Source organism: Rudaea cellulosilytica DSM 22992, assembly GCF_000378125.1.
GTDB lineage: Bacteria > Pseudomonadota > Gammaproteobacteria > Xanthomonadales > Rhodanobacteraceae > Rudaea > Rudaea cellulosilytica.
In genome coordinates, this window is the sequence record NZ_KB899242.1 from 833583 (window position 1) to 852610 (window position 19028).

17 protein-coding genes are annotated in these 19028 nt (G+C 65.3%); 8 read left to right on the forward strand and 9 right to left on the reverse strand.

The genetic code is table 11. The features are described 5' to 3' along the window. Positions 1-33: 33 nt before the first annotated feature. From F455_RS0113505 to F455_RS0113525, 5 genes are all read right to left on the reverse strand, one after another. Complete coding sequence (locus tag F455_RS0113505) at positions 34-2304, reverse strand: thiamine pyrophosphate-dependent enzyme (protein ID WP_018973834.1); 2271 nt, start codon at positions 2302-2304, stop codon at positions 34-36. A gap of 76 nt (positions 2305-2380) precedes the next feature. Further along, on the reverse strand, positions 2381-3544 hold the full coding sequence (locus F455_RS0113510; protein WP_157578797.1) for a hypothetical protein: 1164 nt from the start codon (positions 3542-3544) through the stop codon (positions 2381-2383). Positions 3545-3546: 2 nt separating this feature from the next. Then, on the reverse strand, positions 3547-4149 hold the full coding sequence (locus tag F455_RS0113515) for a glutathione S-transferase family protein (RefSeq protein ID WP_018973836.1): 603 nt from the start codon (positions 4147-4149) through the stop codon (positions 3547-3549). Positions 4150-4209: 60 nt separating this feature from the next. Then, on the reverse strand, positions 4210-4752 hold the full coding sequence (locus tag F455_RS0113520) for a GNAT family N-acetyltransferase (protein ID WP_018973837.1): 543 nt from the start codon (positions 4750-4752) through the stop codon (positions 4210-4212). A gap of 4 nt (positions 4753-4756) precedes the next feature. Then, positions 4757-5929, reverse strand: coding sequence for an acyl-CoA dehydrogenase family protein (locus F455_RS0113525; RefSeq protein WP_018973838.1), 1173 nt, complete (start codon positions 5927-5929; stop codon positions 4757-4759). A gap of 167 nt (positions 5930-6096) precedes the next feature. Here F455_RS0113525 and F455_RS0113530 point away from each other — a divergent pair, with 167 nt between their 5' ends. Continuing rightward, positions 6097-6918, forward strand: coding sequence for a polysaccharide deacetylase family protein (locus F455_RS0113530; RefSeq protein ID WP_157578799.1), 822 nt, complete (start codon positions 6097-6099; stop codon positions 6916-6918). Positions 6919-6927: 9 nt separating this feature from the next. Here the strand turns inward: F455_RS0113530 and F455_RS23230 are convergent, their stop codons facing one another. After that, complete coding sequence (locus F455_RS23230) at positions 6928-8805, reverse strand: hypothetical protein (protein ID WP_018973840.1); 1878 nt, start codon at positions 8803-8805, stop codon at positions 6928-6930. A 124-nt stretch (positions 8806-8929) separates the two neighbouring features. Between F455_RS23230 and F455_RS23235 the strand changes: the two genes are divergently transcribed. The 3 genes from F455_RS23235 to F455_RS0113555 all read left to right on the forward strand — a co-directional run bounded on the left by F455_RS23235 (position 8930) and on the right by F455_RS0113555 (position 10896). Then, positions 8930-9454: a hypothetical protein gene (locus F455_RS23235; RefSeq protein ID WP_018973841.1), complete on the forward strand. Its 525-nt coding sequence runs from the start codon at positions 8930-8932 to the stop codon at positions 9452-9454. Between the two features lie 26 nt (positions 9455-9480). Next, the gene (locus F455_RS23240; RefSeq protein ID WP_018973842.1) at positions 9481-10056 is read left to right on the forward strand and encodes a cytochrome b; all 576 of its coding nucleotides are present in this window, start codon (positions 9481-9483) and stop codon (positions 10054-10056) included. A 183-nt stretch (positions 10057-10239) separates the two neighbouring features. Then, positions 10240-10896 (forward strand): ECF-type sigma factor, encoded by a 657-nt coding sequence (locus F455_RS0113555; RefSeq protein WP_018973844.1) that lies wholly within the window; start codon positions 10240-10242, stop codon positions 10894-10896. A gap of 26 nt (positions 10897-10922) precedes the next feature. On the opposite strand, the gene F455_RS20900 is transcribed toward F455_RS0113555, so the two are convergent. Next, positions 10923-12263, reverse strand: a complete 1341-nt coding sequence (locus F455_RS20900; protein WP_169337347.1) for a hypothetical protein — start codon at positions 12261-12263, stop codon at positions 10923-10925. 151 nt (positions 12264-12414) lie between these two features. On the opposite strand from F455_RS20900, the gene F455_RS22135 reads away from it, so the two are divergent. The 4 genes from F455_RS22135 to F455_RS0113580 are packed head-to-tail and all read left to right on the forward strand — an operon-like array spanning position 12415 to position 17893. Beyond that, on the forward strand, positions 12415-15000 hold the full coding sequence (locus F455_RS22135; RefSeq protein ID WP_018973846.1) for a serine/threonine protein kinase: 2586 nt from the start codon (positions 12415-12417) through the stop codon (positions 14998-15000). 57 nt (positions 15001-15057) lie between these two features. Continuing rightward, a complete protein-coding gene (locus tag F455_RS0113570; protein ID WP_018973847.1) occupies positions 15058-15903 on the forward strand; it encodes an SDR family NAD(P)-dependent oxidoreductase in 846 nt (281 codons plus the stop codon). 3 nt (positions 15904-15906) lie between these two features. Beyond that, positions 15907-17295, forward strand: a complete 1389-nt coding sequence (gene dbpA, locus F455_RS0113575; RefSeq protein WP_018973848.1) for an ATP-dependent RNA helicase DbpA — start codon at positions 15907-15909, stop codon at positions 17293-17295. Between the two features lie 4 nt (positions 17296-17299). Beyond that, positions 17300-17893, forward strand: a complete 594-nt coding sequence (locus tag F455_RS0113580) for a DUF1415 domain-containing protein (protein WP_018973849.1) — start codon at positions 17300-17302, stop codon at positions 17891-17893. Between the two features lie 305 nt (positions 17894-18198). Here F455_RS0113580 and F455_RS22990 read toward each other — a convergent pair whose 3' ends face one another. Further along, positions 18199-18369 carry a hypothetical protein gene (locus F455_RS22990; RefSeq protein WP_157578805.1) on the reverse strand — a complete coding sequence of 57 codons (171 nt, stop codon included), beginning with the start codon at positions 18367-18369 and terminating at the stop codon, positions 18199-18201. Positions 18370-18477: 108 nt separating this feature from the next. After that, a complete protein-coding gene (locus tag F455_RS0113595; RefSeq protein ID WP_018973852.1) occupies positions 18478-18963 on the reverse strand; it encodes a hypothetical protein in 486 nt (161 codons plus the stop codon). Between the last annotated feature and the right edge of the window lie 65 nt (positions 18964-19028).

The window sequence follows — 19028 nt, forward strand, 5'->3', positions numbered from 1 at the left end:
GCCTCGCGCGCAAGACATCAGTACGACCAAGCCCTACGACAGCGACTGCGCCGCCGCGACGATATCCGCCTCGCCCGGCAGAACGAGGAAGGCTGCGCCGGCGAGCGGCGTGTAAGTGTCGGCGCCGACGACGCGCTTGAACGGCGTCGCGCCGAATCCCGCCTCGGCGATCGCGGTGATGACGCCCTCGCCGACGCCGGCGCTGTGGCGGCCTTCGTCGACGATGAGGATGCGTTTCGCCGTCTTCGCCTGCGCGGCAATCTGCGCCTCGTTGAGTGGCACCAGCCAGCGCAGGTCGACGACGCGCACTTTCCAGCCCTGCGCCTTCTCGATCTCGCGCGCGGCGCGCAGGCTCATGGTCACGCCGTTTCCGTAGGTGAAGATGATGAGATCGTTCGCCGCATCGTTGTACACGCGAGCTTCGCCGAGCGGCATCGCCTGATCGGGCGACGGATACGCGAACGACCATTCGCCGTCGCCGGCCGCGTACAGGTCTTTGCTCATGTACATCGCGATCGGTTCGAGGAAGATCGCGACGCGGCCGTCGACCTTGGCCAGCGCGGCGAGCGTGCGCAGCATCATCGCCGCATCGTCACCCCGGCTCGGGCAGCCAACGACGAGGCCGGGAATGTCGCGCAGCGCGGCGATCGAATTGTCGTTGTGGAAATGCCCGCCGAAGCCGCGCTGGTAGCCGAGTCCGGCCATGCGCACGAGCATCGGATTCTTGTACTGGTTGTTCGAGAAGAATTGCAGCGACGCCGCCTCGCCGCGAATCTGGTCGCCGGCGTTGTGGAAATAGGCGAGGTACTGGATCTCCGGAATCGGCAGCATGCCCATGTTGGCGAAGCCCTGCGCCAGACCGAAGATCATCGTCTCGTCGAGCAGGGTGTTGAACACGCGCGCGTTCTTGAACGCCTTGTGCAAACCTTTCGTAACTGTGTACACACCACCCTTCTGCGCGACGTCCTCGCCGAACAGCAGGCTCTCCGGATACTTCGCCATCAGGTCGTGCAATGCGTTGTTGATCTGGATTGCCAGATGCCGCGGCGGTTGCTTTTCCGGCAATTTTTCCGCGCCACCGAATGCCTTGACGCGCTGCGTCTCGTAGTCGGCGCGCTGCGCTTCAGCCTTCACCTTGGCTGCCGAGTACGGCGCCAGTGGCGCGACGACCTCGGCGAGCGAAGTCAGCTTCGGCGTACGATCGGCCTGCTCGGCAGCGGCGAAGCACTTCGCGCGGAAGTCCTCATAGCGCGCGAGCAGTTGTTCCTTCGTGTACACGCCCGACGCGAGCGCGATCGCCGCGCTGCGCAGCAATGGATCGGTCGCTTCGACCGCCATCAACTCCTCGAAGCTGCGCCATTCAATTTCGAAGTCGGTGCCGGCGTGACCCATGATGCGCGTCGTGCGCAGATGCAGGAAGGTCGGCCGGCGCGTCGTGCGGCAATGATGTACTGCGCGTGCGACGCCTTCGTAGCCCGCCGCGATATCGAGACCGTCGGCGTAGAAATAGTCGAGATCGCGGCGGCCCGAGAAGCTCGCGGATATCCAATCGGTCGGCGTTTTCACCGAGATGCCGATGCCGTTGTCCTCGCAGACGAACAGCACGGGCGCAGGCAGCTTCTGGTACGCCGTCCATGCCGCTGCGTTGAATGCGGTCTGCGCGGTGGCGTGGTTCGCGCTCGCATCGCCGAACGAGCAGATCGCGATCGAGTCCGCGGGCACCGGCAGCGTATGGCCGATGCGCCGTGCCTGCTCGATCGCGACCGCCGTGCCGAGCGCCTTCGGCAGATGCGAGGCGATCGTCGAGGTCTGCGGCAGTACCCACAGCGGCTTGCTGCCGCAGACCTTGTGGCGACCGCCCGACGCGGGGTCTTCCGCACTCGCCGCGAAGCTCAGTGCCGAATCCATGATCGGGTCCATGCCCGGCAGCTTGCGGAAGCGCTCGGCCATGAATCCGCCGCTGCGGTAGTGCAGGAACGCTGGATCGGTATGCCTTGTGAGCCGCGCGACCATCGCGTTGCCTTCGTGCCCCGACGAGCCGATCGTATAGAACACCTTGTTCTTCACGCGCAGCACGCGCGCCATCAGATCGAGGTGACGGCTGATCAGCTGCGAATCGAACAACTGCACGAAATCCTCGCGCGTGCACAGGCTGTCCGGCGTGATCGGCGCCGAAGGATGCGCACCGGGAGCCGCAGGCGTGCCGTTCCAGTCGCGCACGAACTCGATGAAGTTCGCATCGCAGACCTCGGCGCGGTTGACGTTCTTGTGGCGGGCGGGAATCGGGTTGGCGACGGCGTTCATAGCGCGCTTTTCGGGAAAGATTGGCGCGTATTTTATGGCAATCCCACGCCAGCGCGCAGGGCCAATTTCGCCGGATTCAGAAGCCGTAGTGGCCGTAGACGCTCCAGACGAACGGCGGCGGCACGTTGGTCGCAGCGCAATTGCCGCCGGTCGGGGCGCCGCTGCCGCGGTCGAGCGGCCATTGAGTCAGGAACGGCACCTTGCGGCGGGTGCTGTTCATCGCCGCACGCAAGTTTTCCGCGGCGACCGGGTCGTCGTAATACGTTTCGGCGACGATCACAGGAGCGTCGCGCCAGCCGAGCGCACCGCTCGAATCTTCCTGCCGCAGCGCCCGGTCGAACTGGGTGAACTTGATCGTCTCGTTTGCAGCCGTGTCGCCGTAGACATCGATCGCAAACGTCGCCGGATAACGCGGGTTGCCGCCGCCGATGTCGTAGACGTAGCGCATGTGGCGCACGCGCGAACGCATGACGTCAGGGTCATCGTCGGTCAACGACGAGAAGCCGATCGTGTCGGCGCTGCCGAATGCCGCGTAGTAGTCCTGCCAGAGCGTGCGCACGGCGCGGCTCCAATCCGTGTTGCGCGGGTACTTCCATGGATCGGGGATGAAGGGCAGATCCGAATCGCGCGGCAGCGATTCGACACCGAGATCGATGAGGTATGCGAGCCCCGCTCCCGCCACCGCCGGGCGAATGGCATGAATGAAATTCCAGTATTCGCCGACCAGCGACGGATCGAAGTTGTCGTTAGGCGGATAAATCACGCCGACCGGAAAGAAACGAAACAACACAGCGTGAAACCCCGCAGCTCTCACGTCGGCGAGCAGATCCGCCACGTTCTGCGCCGCCTGCGTAACCGCGGCCGGATTGCTCGAATCGATCGCCGTTCCCGTCGGCACGCTATGGGCGAAATAGACGCCGAGGCTCAGCCGCGCCTGGCCGGAAGCAAACATTGCCGCGAGTTGCGCGCGTACCTGGGTGCGTACTTCGGCATGGTGATAGTTCGGCACGATGCCGTAGGGCTCACGATCGCAGCCCGGCCCCAGCGTGTACCAGAGAAAATTGCTGCCACCGCGCAGTGGACCGACATAGGGAAACTGGCGCGTCGGCGGGGTGTCGCGCGGCCCGATCGGCAGACGCGGCGGGACCGCGGCGGCGAATGCCGAACACGCGGCCAGCGCCAACGCCAGCAGCGTCGCCGCGCGCCGCAGCAAACCGCCTGCGCGCCTGCCGACGAACACGATCACCCCTGCATGCGCACGAACCGCGGCCGCGCCTGCACGCGCGCAAGCCAGGCGCAGATCGCCGGATATGCGGCAAGATCGAAGCCGCCATCCGCCGCACAATGGGTGTAGGCGAACAATGCGATGTCGGCGATGGTGTAGTCGTCGCCGACAAAGAAGTCTCGGCCGACGAGGTGCTTTTCCATCACGTCGAGCGCCTGCGCGCCGCGCTCGATCAGACGCGGCAGGTCAGCGCGGCGTGCATGATCGGCCGGCAGCCAGCGACAGATGAAACGTGCCACGGCGACATATGGCTCATGGCTGTACTGCTCGAAGAACATCCATTGCAGCACCTGTGCGCGCAACCAGACGTCCCCCGGCAGGTAAGGCGTACCCTCGGCCAGGAAGTTCAGGATCGCGTTCGATTCGGACAGGCGTCGGCCGTCGTCGAGTTCGAGCAGCGGCACTTTGCCGTTGGCATTCTTGGCGAGGAATTGCGGCGTACGCGTCTCGCCGTTCGCGCTGTCGATGTCGATCCAGCGGTAGGGGCTCTGCAATTGTTCGAGCAGCAACTGCACCTTGTAGCAGTTGCCGCTGGATTTCATGCCGTAGACGGTGACCACGCCAAGTCTCCTTTGCGACCCATTACTGTGCGCGGCGCGATGTGTCGTCGAACGTCACATTCAGCGCTTGCGTGCCCGCCACTCCTCTCGCGACTGGCCCCAGATGTCGCAAACCTTGTCGCTGAACGGTGGCGGCAACGCAGTCTGCCGCAACAAGCGTGAACCGAGCCTTGCCGCGACGGCAGCCGAATTCACGTTGGCCGACTCGATACAGTGGATCACGTCGTTCCAGCCGAGGTGGTCGAAAGCCCAATCGATCGCGGCGCTCGCCGCCTCGGTCGCGTAGCCTTTGCCGGTCGCTTCGCGCGCGAGGCCCCAGCCGACTTCGGTGCCGGGCCAACCCTCGGGCATCCATGGGCCGATGCGACCGATCCAGCGACCACTCGCCTTCTCGATCACCGAGAACATGCTGAAGCCCTGCATCGTCCACGCCCCGGCCATCGTAAGGAATCCGCGCCACGCCGCCGCACGCGGCTGTGCGCCGCCGATGAAACGCGCCGACTCCTCGTCGGCCATGAACGCGGCCCAGGCGTCGAAATCCTCGCGCGCGATCGGACGCAGGATCAGACGCGGGGTTTCGATACGGATCGTTTCGAGCGACACGCGATCAGAACGCGTTGATGCCGGTCACCTCACGCCCAACAACGAGCTGGTGTACGGTCTCGGTGCCTTCGTAGGTGATGACGGATTCGAGGTTGAGCGCATGGCGGATCGGGCTGTGCTCGGTCGTGATGCCGGCTGCGCCGAGGATGTCGCGGCATTCGCGCGCAATATCGATCGCCATGCGGCAGTTGTTCCATTTCGCCAGGCTGACCTGCGTCGGCTGCATCTTACCCGCGTCCTTGAGGCGGCCGAGCTGCAGCGACAGCAGCTGCGCCAGCGTGATCCGGCGCGCCATGTCGGCGAGCTTGATCTGCACCGCCTGCGTCGCCGCGATCGGACGCTTGAACAGCATGCGGTTCTTTGCATACTCGGTCGTCTCGGCGAAACAGGCGATCGCCGCGCCGATCGGACCCCAAGTGATGCCGTAGCGCGCCTGCGTGAGGCAGCCGAGCGGGCCCTTCAGCCCCTTCACGTTCGGCAGGCGGTTCGCGTCGGGCACGCGTACGTTGTCGAAGAACAGGCCGCTGGTCACCGACGCGCGCAGGCTCATCTTCTTGTGCACTTCCTGCGCGGCGAAACCTTTGCTGTCGGTCGGCACGATGAAGCCCTGAATGCCGTCGTCGGTCTGCGCCCAGACGATCGCGATCTGGGCGAGATTGCCGTTCGTGATCCACATCTTCGCGCCGTTGATGACCCAGTCGCCGCCATCTCTCTTCGCGTGCGTTTTCATGTTGGCCGGGTCGGAACCACCGTGCGGTTCGGTCAGACCGAAACAGCCGATCACTTTGCCGGCCGCCATCTGCGGCAGCCATTGCTTCTTCTGTTCCTCGCTGCCGTAGGCGTAGATCGGATACATGCACAGCGAGGACTGCACCGAGGCGAAGCTGCGCAGGCCCGAATCGCCGCGCTCGAGTTCCTGGCAGATCAGGCCGTAGCTGACCCCGTTCATGCCGGCGCAACCGTATTCGGCCGGCAGCGTGGCACCGAGCAGGCCGAGCTCGGCCATCTCGGCAATCAGCTCGGTCGGAAAGCGCGCCTTGTCGAAGCAATCGCCGATGATCGGCAGCACGCGCTCGTCGGTGAAGCGCGCGACGGTGTCCTGCACCATGCGCTCCTCTTCGGTGAGCAGCGAGCGGACGTCGTAGAGATCGACGGGATTGAGCGCAACAGCGGCCATGTATAACTCCAAAATTTCAAGAATGCGGGCAACTCGCGCCGGCGTTGAGCGGCGGCAAAGCCGCCGACTGCAACGGCGGCAGTTATTGCTGCGGCCGAGCCGTCGGCAATAACAGGCTATTCTATGTGGCCGCCATTGGTCGAGTCACCAGCCAGATTTATCGCAACATGAAGGTACCAATTCTCACCTACCACTCGAGCAACATCGACGGCAACGACTACGTCACCAACAATCACGTCGCGCTCGCCGAGGACCTGCACACCATCGCGCGACTGGGCTTGCGCATCGTGCCGGTCGCGCGTGTCGTCGACGTGCTGCTCGGCGAGGCGCCGCCTGCGAGCGTGAAAAACGCCGTCGCGCTGACCTGCGACGACGGCTCGTACTTCGACTGGCACGACATGAAGCATCCGCGCCATGGCCCGCAGCGCGGCTTTGCCGGCATTCTGCGCGATCACACGGCGCGCACCGGCCAGCCCGCGCAAATGACCAGCTTCGTCATCGTCTCGCCCGAGGCGCGTGCGGTACTCGACGTCACCTGCATGGCCGGCCGCGACTGGTGGCGCGATGACTGGTGGCGCGACGCGGCGTCGGAAGGCGTCATCGCGATCGAAAACCACAGCTGGGACCACAACCATGCAACCCTGCCGCGCACTGTGCAGCGCGAACAGAACAAAGGCACTTTTGAGACGATCGACAGCTACGCCGACGCCGATGCGGAGATTCGCGCCGCCGCGGACTGGCTCAATGTCCACCTCGCCCCGAATCGCAGCACGCTGTTCGCCTACCCCTACGGCGAATGGAACGACTACCTCGTGCGCGAATATCTGCCGCATTACATACACGAACACCGCCTGCGTGCCGCGTTCACCGGCGAGCCACATCCGGTCGAGGCGAACACCGATCGCTGGCTGCTGCCGCGCTATGTCTGCGGCCCCCACTGGAAAACGCCGGACGAACTGGAGAGCCTGCTGCGCGGGATGCGCGTTTAACTACCGCACTCACTGCACGCGGTCTTTCTCCAGCACGACGAGATCGAGATTCGCCTCGACGCCGTCGAGGCGCAGCTGCCAGTTGGCCTCCGCCGCATCTGAGCACGCGGTACAGCGATAGATCAGCAAATTGCCCTCGTCGTACAGAAGCTGCGCGGGCGCGTCGTTCGCACGCACGACCTTCACGTTCATCGCCGCGGCGGCGGGAATGCGGTTGGTCAGCACGATGACGTCGCCCGCGCCCGCGATGAAGTCGAAGGCGAGCGGCGACGGCGCCGCGTGCGCCGCATCGATGCCGACCTGCATGCGCGCCAGGCGTGTCGCACGCGCGCCTTCGGCGGGCGCGATCGCATGGACATGCGAATACAACGCCAATCCGCCGATGTCGCGGTCCGGCGCAATACCTACGGCTTTCGCGACACGCGCGGGAATACCGGCGAGATGCGCGCCGGGACGGGTGCCGCCGAAACGCAGGTCCGGCCAAGCACCGCAGGCATTGCGCACGCTCGTCGCCAGCGACCGCTCGATCGCGGTCGCCAGCCGTGCATGCAATGTCGCCGGTTCGCACAGCACCGTGCCGAGCGCATCGATCTGGCGCATCGACAGCGGCGATCCCGGCACGACGATGTAGCCGTCTTCGCTCTGCACGATGTCGCGGAACGGATTCGCATGCGGCATCGCGCGCACGCCGTGCAGATCGCGCAGGAAGAAACCGAACGGCACGATCGAGAGCAACGCGCACGCGGCGAACGCGACCAGTGCGGCCGCGCGCCATCCCTCGCGCGGGCTGGTGAACCCTTCGTACCAGCCCGCGGCAACGATGAAGGCCAATGGCGGCAGACAGGACGGCACCATCCAGATCGGCGTCCACGCGCGCGCGATGACGACGAACACGATCTGCGCGACGAGAAACAGCGCTGCCGCGAACGTCCAGCGCCGCAACGGCGTCACGCGCATCGACAGCGAGGCAATACCGCCGATCGCCAGCGCGATGCACAGACAATAGAGCCACCAGGCAAGCTTGGCGCTCGCGAGCTTCCACGGCGTCAACAGCAACAATCCGACCCAGGCGCCGCCGACAAACAGCGCCGCGATGAACTTCGGCACGCGCATGACGATGCTGTTGCCGAGATCTTTCGCTGCGTAGTCCCCCAATGTGCGCCGCCACACGTCGTTGATCGGCTCCGGATCGAGCCAGGGCGGCAGCAGGCTCAACAACACGACCGCCACCGCAATGGCAAGCAACGCCAGCGCGGAAACGGAACGATTCCGCCACAAGACGGCGCCGCCGGCAACGGCGAGATACGGCAACGTCGTGGGATGAGCGTGCACGCACGCCGAGGCAGCGAGGCCGAACAGCAGCGCGTTGCCGACCGAGAGATGGGTACGCAAGCGCCATGCGGCGAGGCCGAGCAGCAGCACGGTCGTCTCGACCAGCGCGGGATGGCTTGGAAACATCATTGAGGCGGTCGACCATCCGGCCACCGCCAAGCTCACGGCGAAAGCGAGCCCGAAGCGTTCATCGACGAGGCGGGTGCCAATTCGCCAAGCGAGGAAGTACTTCAGGGCCGCAAGGATCTGGATCGTCACCGCCGCCGCGGCAAGGCGCCCGGTCAAAGCGATCGGCAGCGCGAGCAGGTAGTGCCACCACGGACCCAGCTCGGCGATCTGGTTGATCGGCGGACCGGCGCGCGGAAAATGCTCGCCGTGCGCGATCAAGGTCGACCAGTACATATCGCGCCAGAAGTCGGTGACGCCGGCGGAGTGCAAACCTGCCGCAACGTGCAGGGCAAGCATCAAGTAGCAGAATGCCGCAGCCGCGATGCGCCAATGGCGCGGGTTCGGCGCGGCAGCGAGCGACGGCGGGCGGGCAAGCGATTCGGACATCGGTCGGCGGCGCAAAAGTTGCCGCATCCTAACCGATTCCGCGCGCCGCGCCGTCGCGGCAGACGTTGGGATTTGGCGCCAACTCCGCTACCCTTCGCCTCCCCCTCAGATCGTTTTCGCGACCATGCTACGTCCTGCCCTGCACACCTTGCCCGAAGCGCTGCGCAGCTTCATCACGATCACCGAGGTCGACGATGCCGAATTCCTCGTCGGCGCGCTGTTCCAGCGCAAGTTCGGCCATCCCGCGCCCGATTTCCCGCGCCACATCGTCGCACTCTACCGCGACGCGGATGGCGCAACGCACGTGCTCGGCTACTCGCACATGCGCCCGTTCGGCGACATCTACCTGTCCGGCGGCTCGTGCAGCAACGGCGAGATGGTCAAGCGCATGCAGGCGCACGAGCGCGACGCGTTGTATGCGGCCGGCGGCACCTGGTTCGTCATTCTCAAGTACGCGTTCGAGCGCTATGCCGACTGCTGCGACGCGTTCTTCGGCTACACCGGCGATCCGCGCGCGCGCGAAGTCGCGGTCGCCGCGGGCTGGATTCCGACCGAATACGAAAACCTCTACGTCAACTGGCACAAGCCGCTGCCCGATTCGTTCCGCCGCGCGCTGCTGGCCAAGGCGCACGCGGTCGGCGAATTCTGACGCGCGGCATTCCCGGGGAGATCACGATGAACCTGCAGACTCGATCCGTTCCTCAGCCACAGTCCGACGCGCGCTACGACCGCACCACGATCGTGCTGCACTGGATCGTAGTGGTGTTCGTGATCGGGCTGTACGCTGCGGCGATCATCTGGGGCGAGTTGCCGCGCGGTACGCCGATGCGCAAGCTGCTGCAGGCACTGCACATCTCGTTCGGTCTTCTGTTCATCGTCGTGCTGGCGTGGCGCGTCTATTGGCGCCTGTTCCGGCGCCGGAAACTGCCCGCCGCAAGCGGCACTGCCGCGCAGCGCCTCGCCGCTGCAGTCGTACAGAATGGCTTGTACGTCATGCTCGTCGCTCAGGCGGTGATCGGCGTGTGCTGGCGCATAGCCCAGCAAGAGCCGCTGGCATTCTTCTGGATGTTCGAATTTCCCGAGCCGCAGATCTTCGACAAGGCAACCAAGCAATTGCTCGGCGTCGCACACGAATACCTGGGTCACGCGATCATTATCGTTGCTGGCGTCCACGCGCTCGCCGGGCTTTACCGTCACTTTGTGCTCAAGGACGGCGTGATGCGCCGCATCCTGCCAGGCGCGTCCTCCTGACAGCGCTGACCGTTCACGTGATGCAGTCGTCGTTTGCCGCGTGAGCAATCTCGCGGTGCCTCGCCGCGAGAGCGTGGAAGATGCGCGCGTGCAAACCGAAAACCCTATACTGCGTGTCCATCCGCCGCATTCGAATGGCGAAGCCTGTCGCTGTTCGCGATTCCCGCAGCCAGACGCGTCACGATGAACGACTCCGCCCGCACTTCCCAGCTCGCTCCCGACGAAGCCCTGACGACGCTGCTGCACCGCTATGCCGCGGGCGAATCCGGGGCAATGGCGCAGTTGATGCCGCGCGTCTACGACGAACTGCATCGCGCGGCACGACGCCAGTTGCAACAGGAACGCGCCGATCACACGTTGCAGCCAACCGCGCTGGTCAACGAGGTCTTCCTGCGCCTCGCCGACCGCCGCGAACTGGAACTCAACGACCGCGCGCATTTCATCCGCCTCGCCGCGCAGATCATGCGCCACGTGCTCGTCGACCACGCGCGCGCACAGCGCGCGCAAAAGCGCGGCGGCGACGTCGCGGTGACCAGCCTCGATCGCCTCGAGCAAGACTCCGGCGTGCCCTCGGTGCGCGATGCCGGCGCCGACGACGAAGGCGGCGCGCTGCGCGTGGAGATGGATTTCCTCGCCCTCGACGCTGCACTCGACAATCTCGCCAAACTCTCCGAACGCCAGGTCCAGGTCGTCCACCTGCGCTACTTCGGCGGCCTGTCGATCGAGGAAGTCGCCCAAGCGCTCGACCTTTCGCCGGCCACGGTCAAGCGTGACTGGACCATGGCACGGCTGTATCTGCGCCGCGAACTCGAAGCGGCGCAGGTCGAACCACCGGCCTGACGCTGCGCCAACACCAGTGTTTCGCCTCAGTGCCCGAACAGGCCCTTGAGCGCATCAACGGGGCCCTTCTTTTCTTGCTTGCCGCGGCCTTCGCCATCGCCGTCGCGGCCACTGTCCTCGTCGCGTCCGCGGCCATTCATCGACGCTGCGTTCTCACCAAGCATGTTCATCGCCACCGACTTGTTGCGCACGCGCGCGACCCAGTCCGGCGACCACGTCGCCGGCGCATTGGCCGGCTTCGGCGGGTAGGAAAAATTCGCCTCGTTGCCGTAGGCGATACCTTGCAGCATCGCGTTCTCGGCCTTGGCAAAGATGCCGGCCGGCACCTCGCACTCGGTCTGCGTCGGTGCGAGCAGCACCTTCTCGCGCAGCCATTTGTCGACGTTCGCGTTCGAGGCGTAGTTCATCAGGCCCGTGCCCGGATCCGGCAGCTCGGATGAACTCCACAGCACGAGATCGGGCGCGCCAGACTTGTCCTCGCTCACGCTCATCGCAGTGAGCAGGTAGGCGCGCGCCTGCTCGATCGATTGCCAGTGCACGCGGATCGAATCGGCGAGCTTGCCACCGGATTCGATGCGGAAGCTCGGCATGAAATCCTGGTCGCGCGACAGGGTGAATTTCAGATTGTCCGGCACGCCCTCGCCGGTGACGACGTGCTCGCCGGCGACCGAGGCGCTGCGCGCGACGCGCGAATTTTCCCTGTCGTTCGGCCAGATCGCATAACCCGGTTCGGCGCGCGCGCCGCGGTCGGGTACGCTGCGACCCTGCATGAAGCCGGCGTAGTCCTGTGCCGAGAATTTTGCCATGTCGATCACACGCGGCTGGCCCGGTTTCACGCTCGCACTGCAGCCCCAATAGAACAGGATGCGGCCGCGCGGACGCTCGGGATAGGTCGTCTCTTCGCCGCTGCCGCTCGTGCCTTCGCGCGGCGGCGTGAGCAGATGCAGCGGCTCGGCACCGACGTCGGCGCGCTGCGGGGTTTCCTGTGTTGCGCTCGTGCCGGCCGGCTTGTTCGCCGTGTACAGTGCGATGTCGATCTGCCGCCCCGGCATACCGCCATACTTGGTCATGCCGAAATTGCCGACGCCCTTGGCGTGGCGCCCGTCGCGGCCCTGCGCGGCGCGCGTACCGATCATGCCGCCCATCATCGAGCCGGCGATACCGCCCGGCATCTCGTCCATGCCCATCATGTTGTAGGTGGCGAGGTCCATCCAGTACTGCGCGATCGGTCCGCGCGCAGCGGGCTTCGGCGTGTCGGCGGCGCCAGCCGTCGCGGCGATGACGAGTGCGATGGCGGCGCTCAGCGCGGGCAAGCGGCGCGACGAAACACGCGCGACGGACGTGCGGGTATGCATAAAGACGGACATGACAATCTCCATTTTTCGGGTTCGCGGCCTCGGACGAGACCACCTGCATTCCTTTGAGCGTAGAATCGAAAGAACCGGCTCATCGGGGTTCATCGTGGTCAGCTGCCACGGTGCGATGAGCCGTTCGGGGTCGTATTGCGCTTTTGGGGTTATGGAATCCGCACGCTGGCAGAAACTCACCGACATCGTAGGTGAATGTCTTGACTTGCCCGTCGCCGAACGCGACGCGTTCGTGCGCGCGCGCTGCGACGACGACGAGGCCTTACACCGCGAGGCCCGGGCGTGGCTGGCCAGTGCTGCCGGTGGCGAGGATTTCCTGCAGCAGCCATTGCAGGTGGATACTCAACTGCTGCAGTCGGCGGCAGTGACCGCGGCGATGCCGGGCTGGGTCGGACGCCGACTCGGCCCGTACCGCATCGTCGGCGAGGTGGCGCGCGGCGGCATGGGTAGTGTGTTCCGCGGCGTGCGCGACGACGACGAGTACCACAAGATCGTCGCGATCAAGCTGATCCGCCCCGATCTCGGCGGCGATGCGATTGCCAGTCGCTTCCGCATGGAACGCCAGATCCTCGCCGGACTCGACCATCCCAACATCGCCCGCCTGATCGACGGTGGCACGACCGAAGACGGCTTGCCCTACCTCGTCATGGACTACGTCGACGGCGAGCCGATCGACCGCTACTGCAACCGCACGGCGCTCGGCGTGCGCGAGCGCCTGCAACTGTTCTGCGAGGTCTGCGCGGCGGTGCAGTTCGCGCACCAGCGCCTGGTCGTGCATCGCGACCTGAAGCCGAACAACATCCTCATCGACCGCGACGGCAAGGTGAAGCTGCTCGACTTCGGCATCGCGCGCCTGATCGATGCCGATGCGGACAGCCCGACCACGCTCACCGCGTTCACGCCAGAGTACGCCAGCCCCGAGCAGGTCAAGGGCGAGGCGATCACGACCGCCAGCGACATCTACTCGCTCGGCGTGCTGCTCTACCGTCTGCTCGCCGGACGCAGCCCGTATCGTTCCGACAATTCGCAGTTGCACGCGCTCGTGCGCGAGATCGTCAGCACCGACCCGGCACGGCCAAGCGCAAGTGCGGGCGAATCGGGCCGCGGCGGTGCAGCGACGCCCACGCTCGATACCGAACGCCTGCGCCGCGCGCTGCGCGGCGACCTCGACACGATCGTGCTCATGGCACTGCGCAAGGAACCCGGGCAACGCTACGCCTCGGTCGAGCAGTTCGCCGACGACGTGCGTCGCCACCTCTCCAACCGGCCGGTGCGTGCGCGTGACGGCGCGCTCGCCTATCGCGCACGCAAGTTTCTCGTGCGCCACCGTCTCGGCGTTGCGCTCGGCTCGCTCGCCGTCGCCGGCCTGCTCACACTGTCGGTCTACGCGCTGCAGCAGGCACGCGTCGCGCGCGCGGAAAAAGCACGCGCCGAACGCCACTTCGATGGCGTGCGCGACCTTGCCAACCGTTTTGTCGGCGACGTGTTCCTGCAGATCGTCGACATCCCCGGCACGGCGAAAGCGCAGCAGACCCTGCTCGATACGAGCATCGAATACCTCGATCGTCTCGCCGCCGATGCAGGCGAAAATCGCGGGTTGCTGCTCGATGTCGCCAGAGGCTACATCAAGCTCGCGCAGATTCAGGAGCGCGGGCTGATTCCACCCGCGCAGCGTGCGGCGAGCGCGAACCGTGCCCTCGCCGCGCTCAAGCGCGCCGATGCACTCGCGCCGCCCGACGCGCGTTCGTCCGAACTGCGCCTGTTCGCGCAAACCCTGCTCGCTGGCAGCGAAAGCGACGCGCAGCACTTCGACACGGCCAAGGCTCAGTTCGAAACGGCCGTGGCGCTTGCGCGCACGGCACCCAGCGCCGACGAACCCTCGGCGCTGACCCAGGCGCGTGCGAACGCGCTCGCCGAGTTCGCCAAGGCACCCGGCATCGACATGCCCACGAGCCAGCGCCTTGCGCTGATGCGCGAAGCCTATGCGGGCTATCAGGCCGCGCAACGCACCGCCACAAACGACAAGGAGCGCGACGACGTCGCAAATGCTCTGGCGACGACCTCGCTCTTCCTCGCCCGCGCCCAACTCGAGGATCGCGACGACGCGCAGCGCATCGCGAAGGCATTGGCCTATGCCCAGGACGCCATCCGCGAACAGGAAGCTGCGTACGCGAAGAATCCGCGCGACATCAAGAACCTCATCAACCTCGTGCTCGAGTCGAGCACTGCCGCATCGATCGCCGCACGTAGCGGCGACTACGACCTGGGCCGCGCCTACTACCGCAAGTCACGCGACTACGACGAAGAGATGCAGCGTCAGGATCCGGGCCAGCCGACCGCGATGGTCAACCGTATCGCCACCCGTCTGGAACAAGCGGAGATGGAGCTGCGCGCCGGTACCTCGGTGCGCGCCCAACTCGAAGAGCTCGCCGAAGTTGAGCGCATGGTGCAGCAATTGCCCGACTATCTCTCGGGACAACGCCAGATGATCGCCGTACGCGCGTGGGTCGACGGACTCAGGGCCGAGTTCAGCCTGCGCCGCAGCGAGGAAACCGATCTCGCGCACGAACAGCGCATCGCGCTCAAGCGCGAAGCGATTGCGTTATTCGAGAATTCGAACAAACTGGTCGCGCAGATTCCGGAAATGATCGACGAAGAGACCCAGGACATCGTCGAACTGGTCCGTACCGGCGCCACGCGATCACGCGCTTCGCTGGCGAATTTGCAGGCACGCTGACTACCGGCGTCGCGCAGCACGCGGCGGAACCGGGACGACAACTGATATCCTGCGGGCATGAACCCCGATTTTTCCGCACCCGTACCCGGCGTACGCCGCGCATTGGTGACCGGTGCCTCCGCCGGCATCGGCGCGGAATTCGCGCGCCAGCTCGCCGCATCAGGCCATGCGCTCGTGCTGACCGCGCGCCGTGCCGATCGTCTCGCCGCGCTCGCCGAAGAACTGAAAGCCGCGCACGGCGTGCAAGTCGACTGCATCGCCGCCGACCTTGCCGATCCACACACACCGGCCGCCCTCTGCGACGAGCTCGCGCGCCGCGGTCTCGCCATCGACGTGCTGATCAACAACGCCGGCTACGGCGTGCCCGGTTCGCTGCTCTCGCAGCCATGGCAGGTGCATGCTGATTTCATCCAGGTGCTGATGACCGCACCGGTCGAACTCGCCTGGCGCCTGCTGCCCGGCATGCGCGAGCGCGGCTACGGTCGCATCGTCAACGTAGCCTCGCTCGCCGGCCACGTCCCCGCGCCGGCCGGGCACACGTTGTACGCGGCGAGCAAGGCCTACCTGATCAAGTTTTCGCAGGCGCTCGCGCTCGAAAATCGCGCCAGGGGCGTGCACGTCTGCGCGCTCTGCCCCGGTTTCACTTATTCCGAATTCCACGACGTCACCGGTTCGCGCGCGCTGGTCTCGCAGATGCCGAAGTGGTTGTGGATGCAGGCCGACCGTGTCGTGCGCGAGGGTCTGGCCGCGGTCGAACGCGGCGATGCGGTGTACATTCCCGGCCGTGTGAACCGCACGATCAAGGGCCTGATCAAACTGCTGCCCGATTCCGTCGGCCTGCGCATGGCCGCGCGCGAGGGCCGCAAATTCCGCGTCGCCGACGACGCTTCGCCAAGCACCTGACGCATGTCCGATTTTTCCTCGCTCGATCTCGCCGCGCCGCTGCTCAAGGCGCTGTCCGCACAGAACTTCACCACGATGACGCCGGTGCAGGCGCAGAGCCTGCCGCCGATGCTCGCCGGTCGCGATCTGATCGCGCAGGCGCCAACCGGCAGCGGCAAGACCATCGCGTTCGGTCTCGGCCTGCTGCAGCGCCTCGATCCGGCATTCGTCAAACCGCAGGCGCTCGTGCTCTGCCCTACGCGCGAACTTGCCGACCAGGTCGCAAAGGAAATCCGCCGTCTCGCCTTCGACATCCCGAATCTGAAAGTGCAGACCTTGACCGGCGGTGTCGCACTCGCGCCGCAGCTCGCATCGCTGCGCAAGGATTCGCATGTCGTCGTCGGCACGCCCGGGCGCGTGCAGGAGATGCTGCGCAAACACGCGCTCAGCCTCGCCAAGCTGCGCACGCTCGTGCTCGACGAAGCCGACCGCATGCTCGACATGGGTTTCGAGGAAGCGATCCGCGAGATCGTCGGCAAGACGCCGCCGTCGCGACAGAGCCTGCTGTTCTCGGCGACGTTTCCCGACGCGATCCGCGAGATCGCGCGCAACACCTTGCGCGATCCGGCGGAAGTGACGATCGCCGGCGAAGTCGAGCAGCCCGAGATCGACGAGCACTTCTTCGAGATCGACCTCGCGCGCAAGCCGGCCGCGCTCGCCGCGCTGCTGTTGCAGCACCAGCCCGAGTCGACTGTCGTGTTCTGCAATACACGCCGCGATGTCGACGACGTGACCGAAGCGCTCGGCGACGACGGCATCGATGCGCTCGCGTTGCACGGCGACATTGACCAGCGCGATCGCGACGAGGTGCTCGTTCGCTTCGCCAACCGTTCCTGCCGCGTGCTTGTCGCCAGCGACGTCGCTTCGCGCGGACTCGACATCAAGGATCTCGCCGCGGTGGTCAACTATGAACTGCCGCATGACATCGACAGTTATCGCCACCGCATCGGTCGCACCGCGCGCGCGGGCAAGACCGGGCTCGCGCTCAACCTGGTCACGCCGCGCGAAATGCATCGCGCGCATGAACTGGAAAAACTCGAGTTGGAAAAATACCCCGACGCAAAGCTGCAGTGGTCGAAATTGTCTGCACCGAATGCGAAGGCAAAGGACGGTTTGCCGGCGACGATGGCGACCCTGCGCATCGACGGCGGCAAGACCGACAAGCTGCGCGCCGGCGACATCCTCGGCGCGCTTACCGGCGACGCAGGCTTGAAGGGCGATGCAATCGGCAAGATCGACATCTTCCCGACGCGTTCCTACGTCGCCGTTGCGCGCAGCCTCGCCGACAAGGCGCTGAGCCGGCTGCGCGCGGGCGGAATCAAGGGACGCAAGTTCCGCGTGGTACGGATTTGATCCGATGAACACCCCTGCGTCGCAAACGAATTCAACCGACGCGAATGCGGACGCGGACGTCATCCGCGTCACCGAACAATGGATTGCGCGCGCCGTGATCGGATTGAACCTGTGCCCGTTCGCGCGCGCCCCCCTGGCGCAGCAGCGCGTGCGCTTTTGCGTCAGCCATGCGGACAACGAAGATGCGTTGCTCGATGATTTATGCGAGGAACTGGTCGCATTGCAAAATGCCGATCCGCAAATTTGCGAAACGACGCTGCTGATTCATCCGCACGTGCTGACCGAGTTTCTCGACTACAACGATTTTCTCGGTGCGGCAGAAACAGCGGTGCAGGTGTTGGGACTGGAGGGCGAATTGCAGGTCGCCAGCTTTCATCCCGGCTACCAATTTGCCGACACCGATGCGGATACGATCGAGAATTGCACCAATCGCTCACCCTACCCCATCCTGCATCTGCTGCGCGAATCGAGCATCGAACGCGCGCTGGAATCGATCTTCGATCCGGACGAAATCCACCGTCGCAATATCGCTACCTTGCGCAAGCTCGGCCGCGCCGGCTGGCAAGCGCTGATGGGCAATGACAGTGGCGCGAAGTGAGCGGCATTCGCTTCGCTGCGACTCGCGTTGCATGCTGTCACGACCTGGCGCAAGCTTCGCTTTCCGACATCCGCCGCGTCACCCATGACAACCCAAGGAGATCGACATGAGCAAAGGCATGAACCAGAAAAAAGACGCGAAGAAAAAACCGGCCAAGACCATGAAGGAAAAAAAGGCCGAGAAGGACGCTAAGAAGTCGGCGAAACGCTAGCGCGTTGATTCTGCGTGGGCTCAACGCGAAGCCCGGCCCACGCGACCTCGCGCGCAGCGCAAGATGCCGCGCGCAACGACGCTGCCCGAGCTGATCAATTCGGTACGGATTCCTTGTTCTCGTCCGCGGAGGAATCTGCGGGCTTTTCCTGCGCGGCGTCCGCATCGTTTTTCGCGCGTTTCTTCAGACGCTTCTCGTCCTGCTGTTTCTTCTTGGCCAGATCGCGCTGGCGCTTGTCGTACTGGTAGTTGGGTTTCATTGCCACGCTTGAGATCGCTCGCTCAGCTCAACGGAATGGCAAGTGTGCCCGAAATGCCGCGCAATATCTCCGGATCGCGAGTGGCAACGACTCGACCTACAGAAACAAGAAGGCTCAACCCTGCGCAAGCAACTTCTCCACCTGGACCAGCACCGTGTCGGCATAGTCAGCGCCCTTGCCCTTCGCGACCAGTTTGCGGTAGTCGGGGAACAGCGCGCGCAGTTCGGCGGCGGTGTAGCAGTGCTCAATCTTGAGCGTGAAGCGGAACGCGGCGATGCCGCCGAACACGCCGACCGATCCGACCGCAGTGTCGTTGAGCAGTTGCCGCGCCTGCTGCAGCGGCGTGATGCCCTCGCCGACGACGAGCTTGGGCATTTCGACCTGCGCCTCGGGAATGTCGACCAGGCCGAGCGCATGCAGCTCGTCGAGCGCGGCGACCGTCGCCTCGTGGGTTTTGAATACATGGGTCAGCTCGGCCACGCTGCGTTCGCCGTTGGTTTCGATCAGCAGCGCGCGCAGTTGCCAGGAGAGCTTGTGCGCACGCGAATCGATTTCGCGCCGGCCGGCGTCGGTTTTCTGCGGAACCTGGTTCGACAGCATCGATCGCCTTCCCTTTGACTTGCTCTTGTGGGCACGAACACCGGGCGGTTTTCCGCCGAGCCAAT

Coding starts and splice junctions, on each gene's coding strand:
- F455_RS0113525 (WP_018973838.1), bottom strand. CDS start 5,929: ATGGCCGCTGTTGCGCTCAATCCCGTCGATCTCTACGACGTCCGCTCG.
- F455_RS0113555 (WP_018973844.1), top strand. CDS start 10,240: ATGAACGACTCCGCCCGCACTTCCCAGCTCGCTCCCGACGAAGCCCTG.
- F455_RS0113530 (WP_157578799.1), top strand. CDS start 6,097: ATGAAGGTACCAATTCTCACCTACCACTCGAGCAACATCGACGGCAAC.
- F455_RS0113570 (WP_018973847.1), top strand. CDS start 15,058: ATGAACCCCGATTTTTCCGCACCCGTACCCGGCGTACGCCGCGCATTG.
- dbpA (WP_018973848.1), top strand. CDS start 15,907: ATGTCCGATTTTTCCTCGCTCGATCTCGCCGCGCCGCTGCTCAAGGCG.
- F455_RS0113580 (WP_018973849.1), top strand. CDS start 17,300: ATGAACACCCCTGCGTCGCAAACGAATTCAACCGACGCGAATGCGGAC.
- F455_RS23230 (WP_018973840.1), bottom strand. CDS start 8,805: ATGTCCGAATCGCTTGCCCGCCCGCCGTCGCTCGCTGCCGCGCCGAAC.
- F455_RS0113505 (WP_018973834.1), bottom strand. CDS start 2,304: ATGAACGCCGTCGCCAACCCGATTCCCGCCCGCCACAAGAACGTCAAC.
- F455_RS23235 (WP_018973841.1), top strand. CDS start 8,930: ATGCTACGTCCTGCCCTGCACACCTTGCCCGAAGCGCTGCGCAGCTTC.
- F455_RS0113595 (WP_018973852.1), bottom strand. CDS start 18,963: ATGCTGTCGAACCAGGTTCCGCAGAAAACCGACGCCGGCCGGCGCGAA.
- F455_RS23240 (WP_018973842.1), top strand. CDS start 9,481: ATGAACCTGCAGACTCGATCCGTTCCTCAGCCACAGTCCGACGCGCGC.
- F455_RS20900 (WP_169337347.1), bottom strand. CDS start 12,263: ATGTCCGTCTTTATGCATACCCGCACGTCCGTCGCGCGTGTTTCGTCG.
- F455_RS22135 (WP_018973846.1), top strand. CDS start 12,415: ATGGAATCCGCACGCTGGCAGAAACTCACCGACATCGTAGGTGAATGT.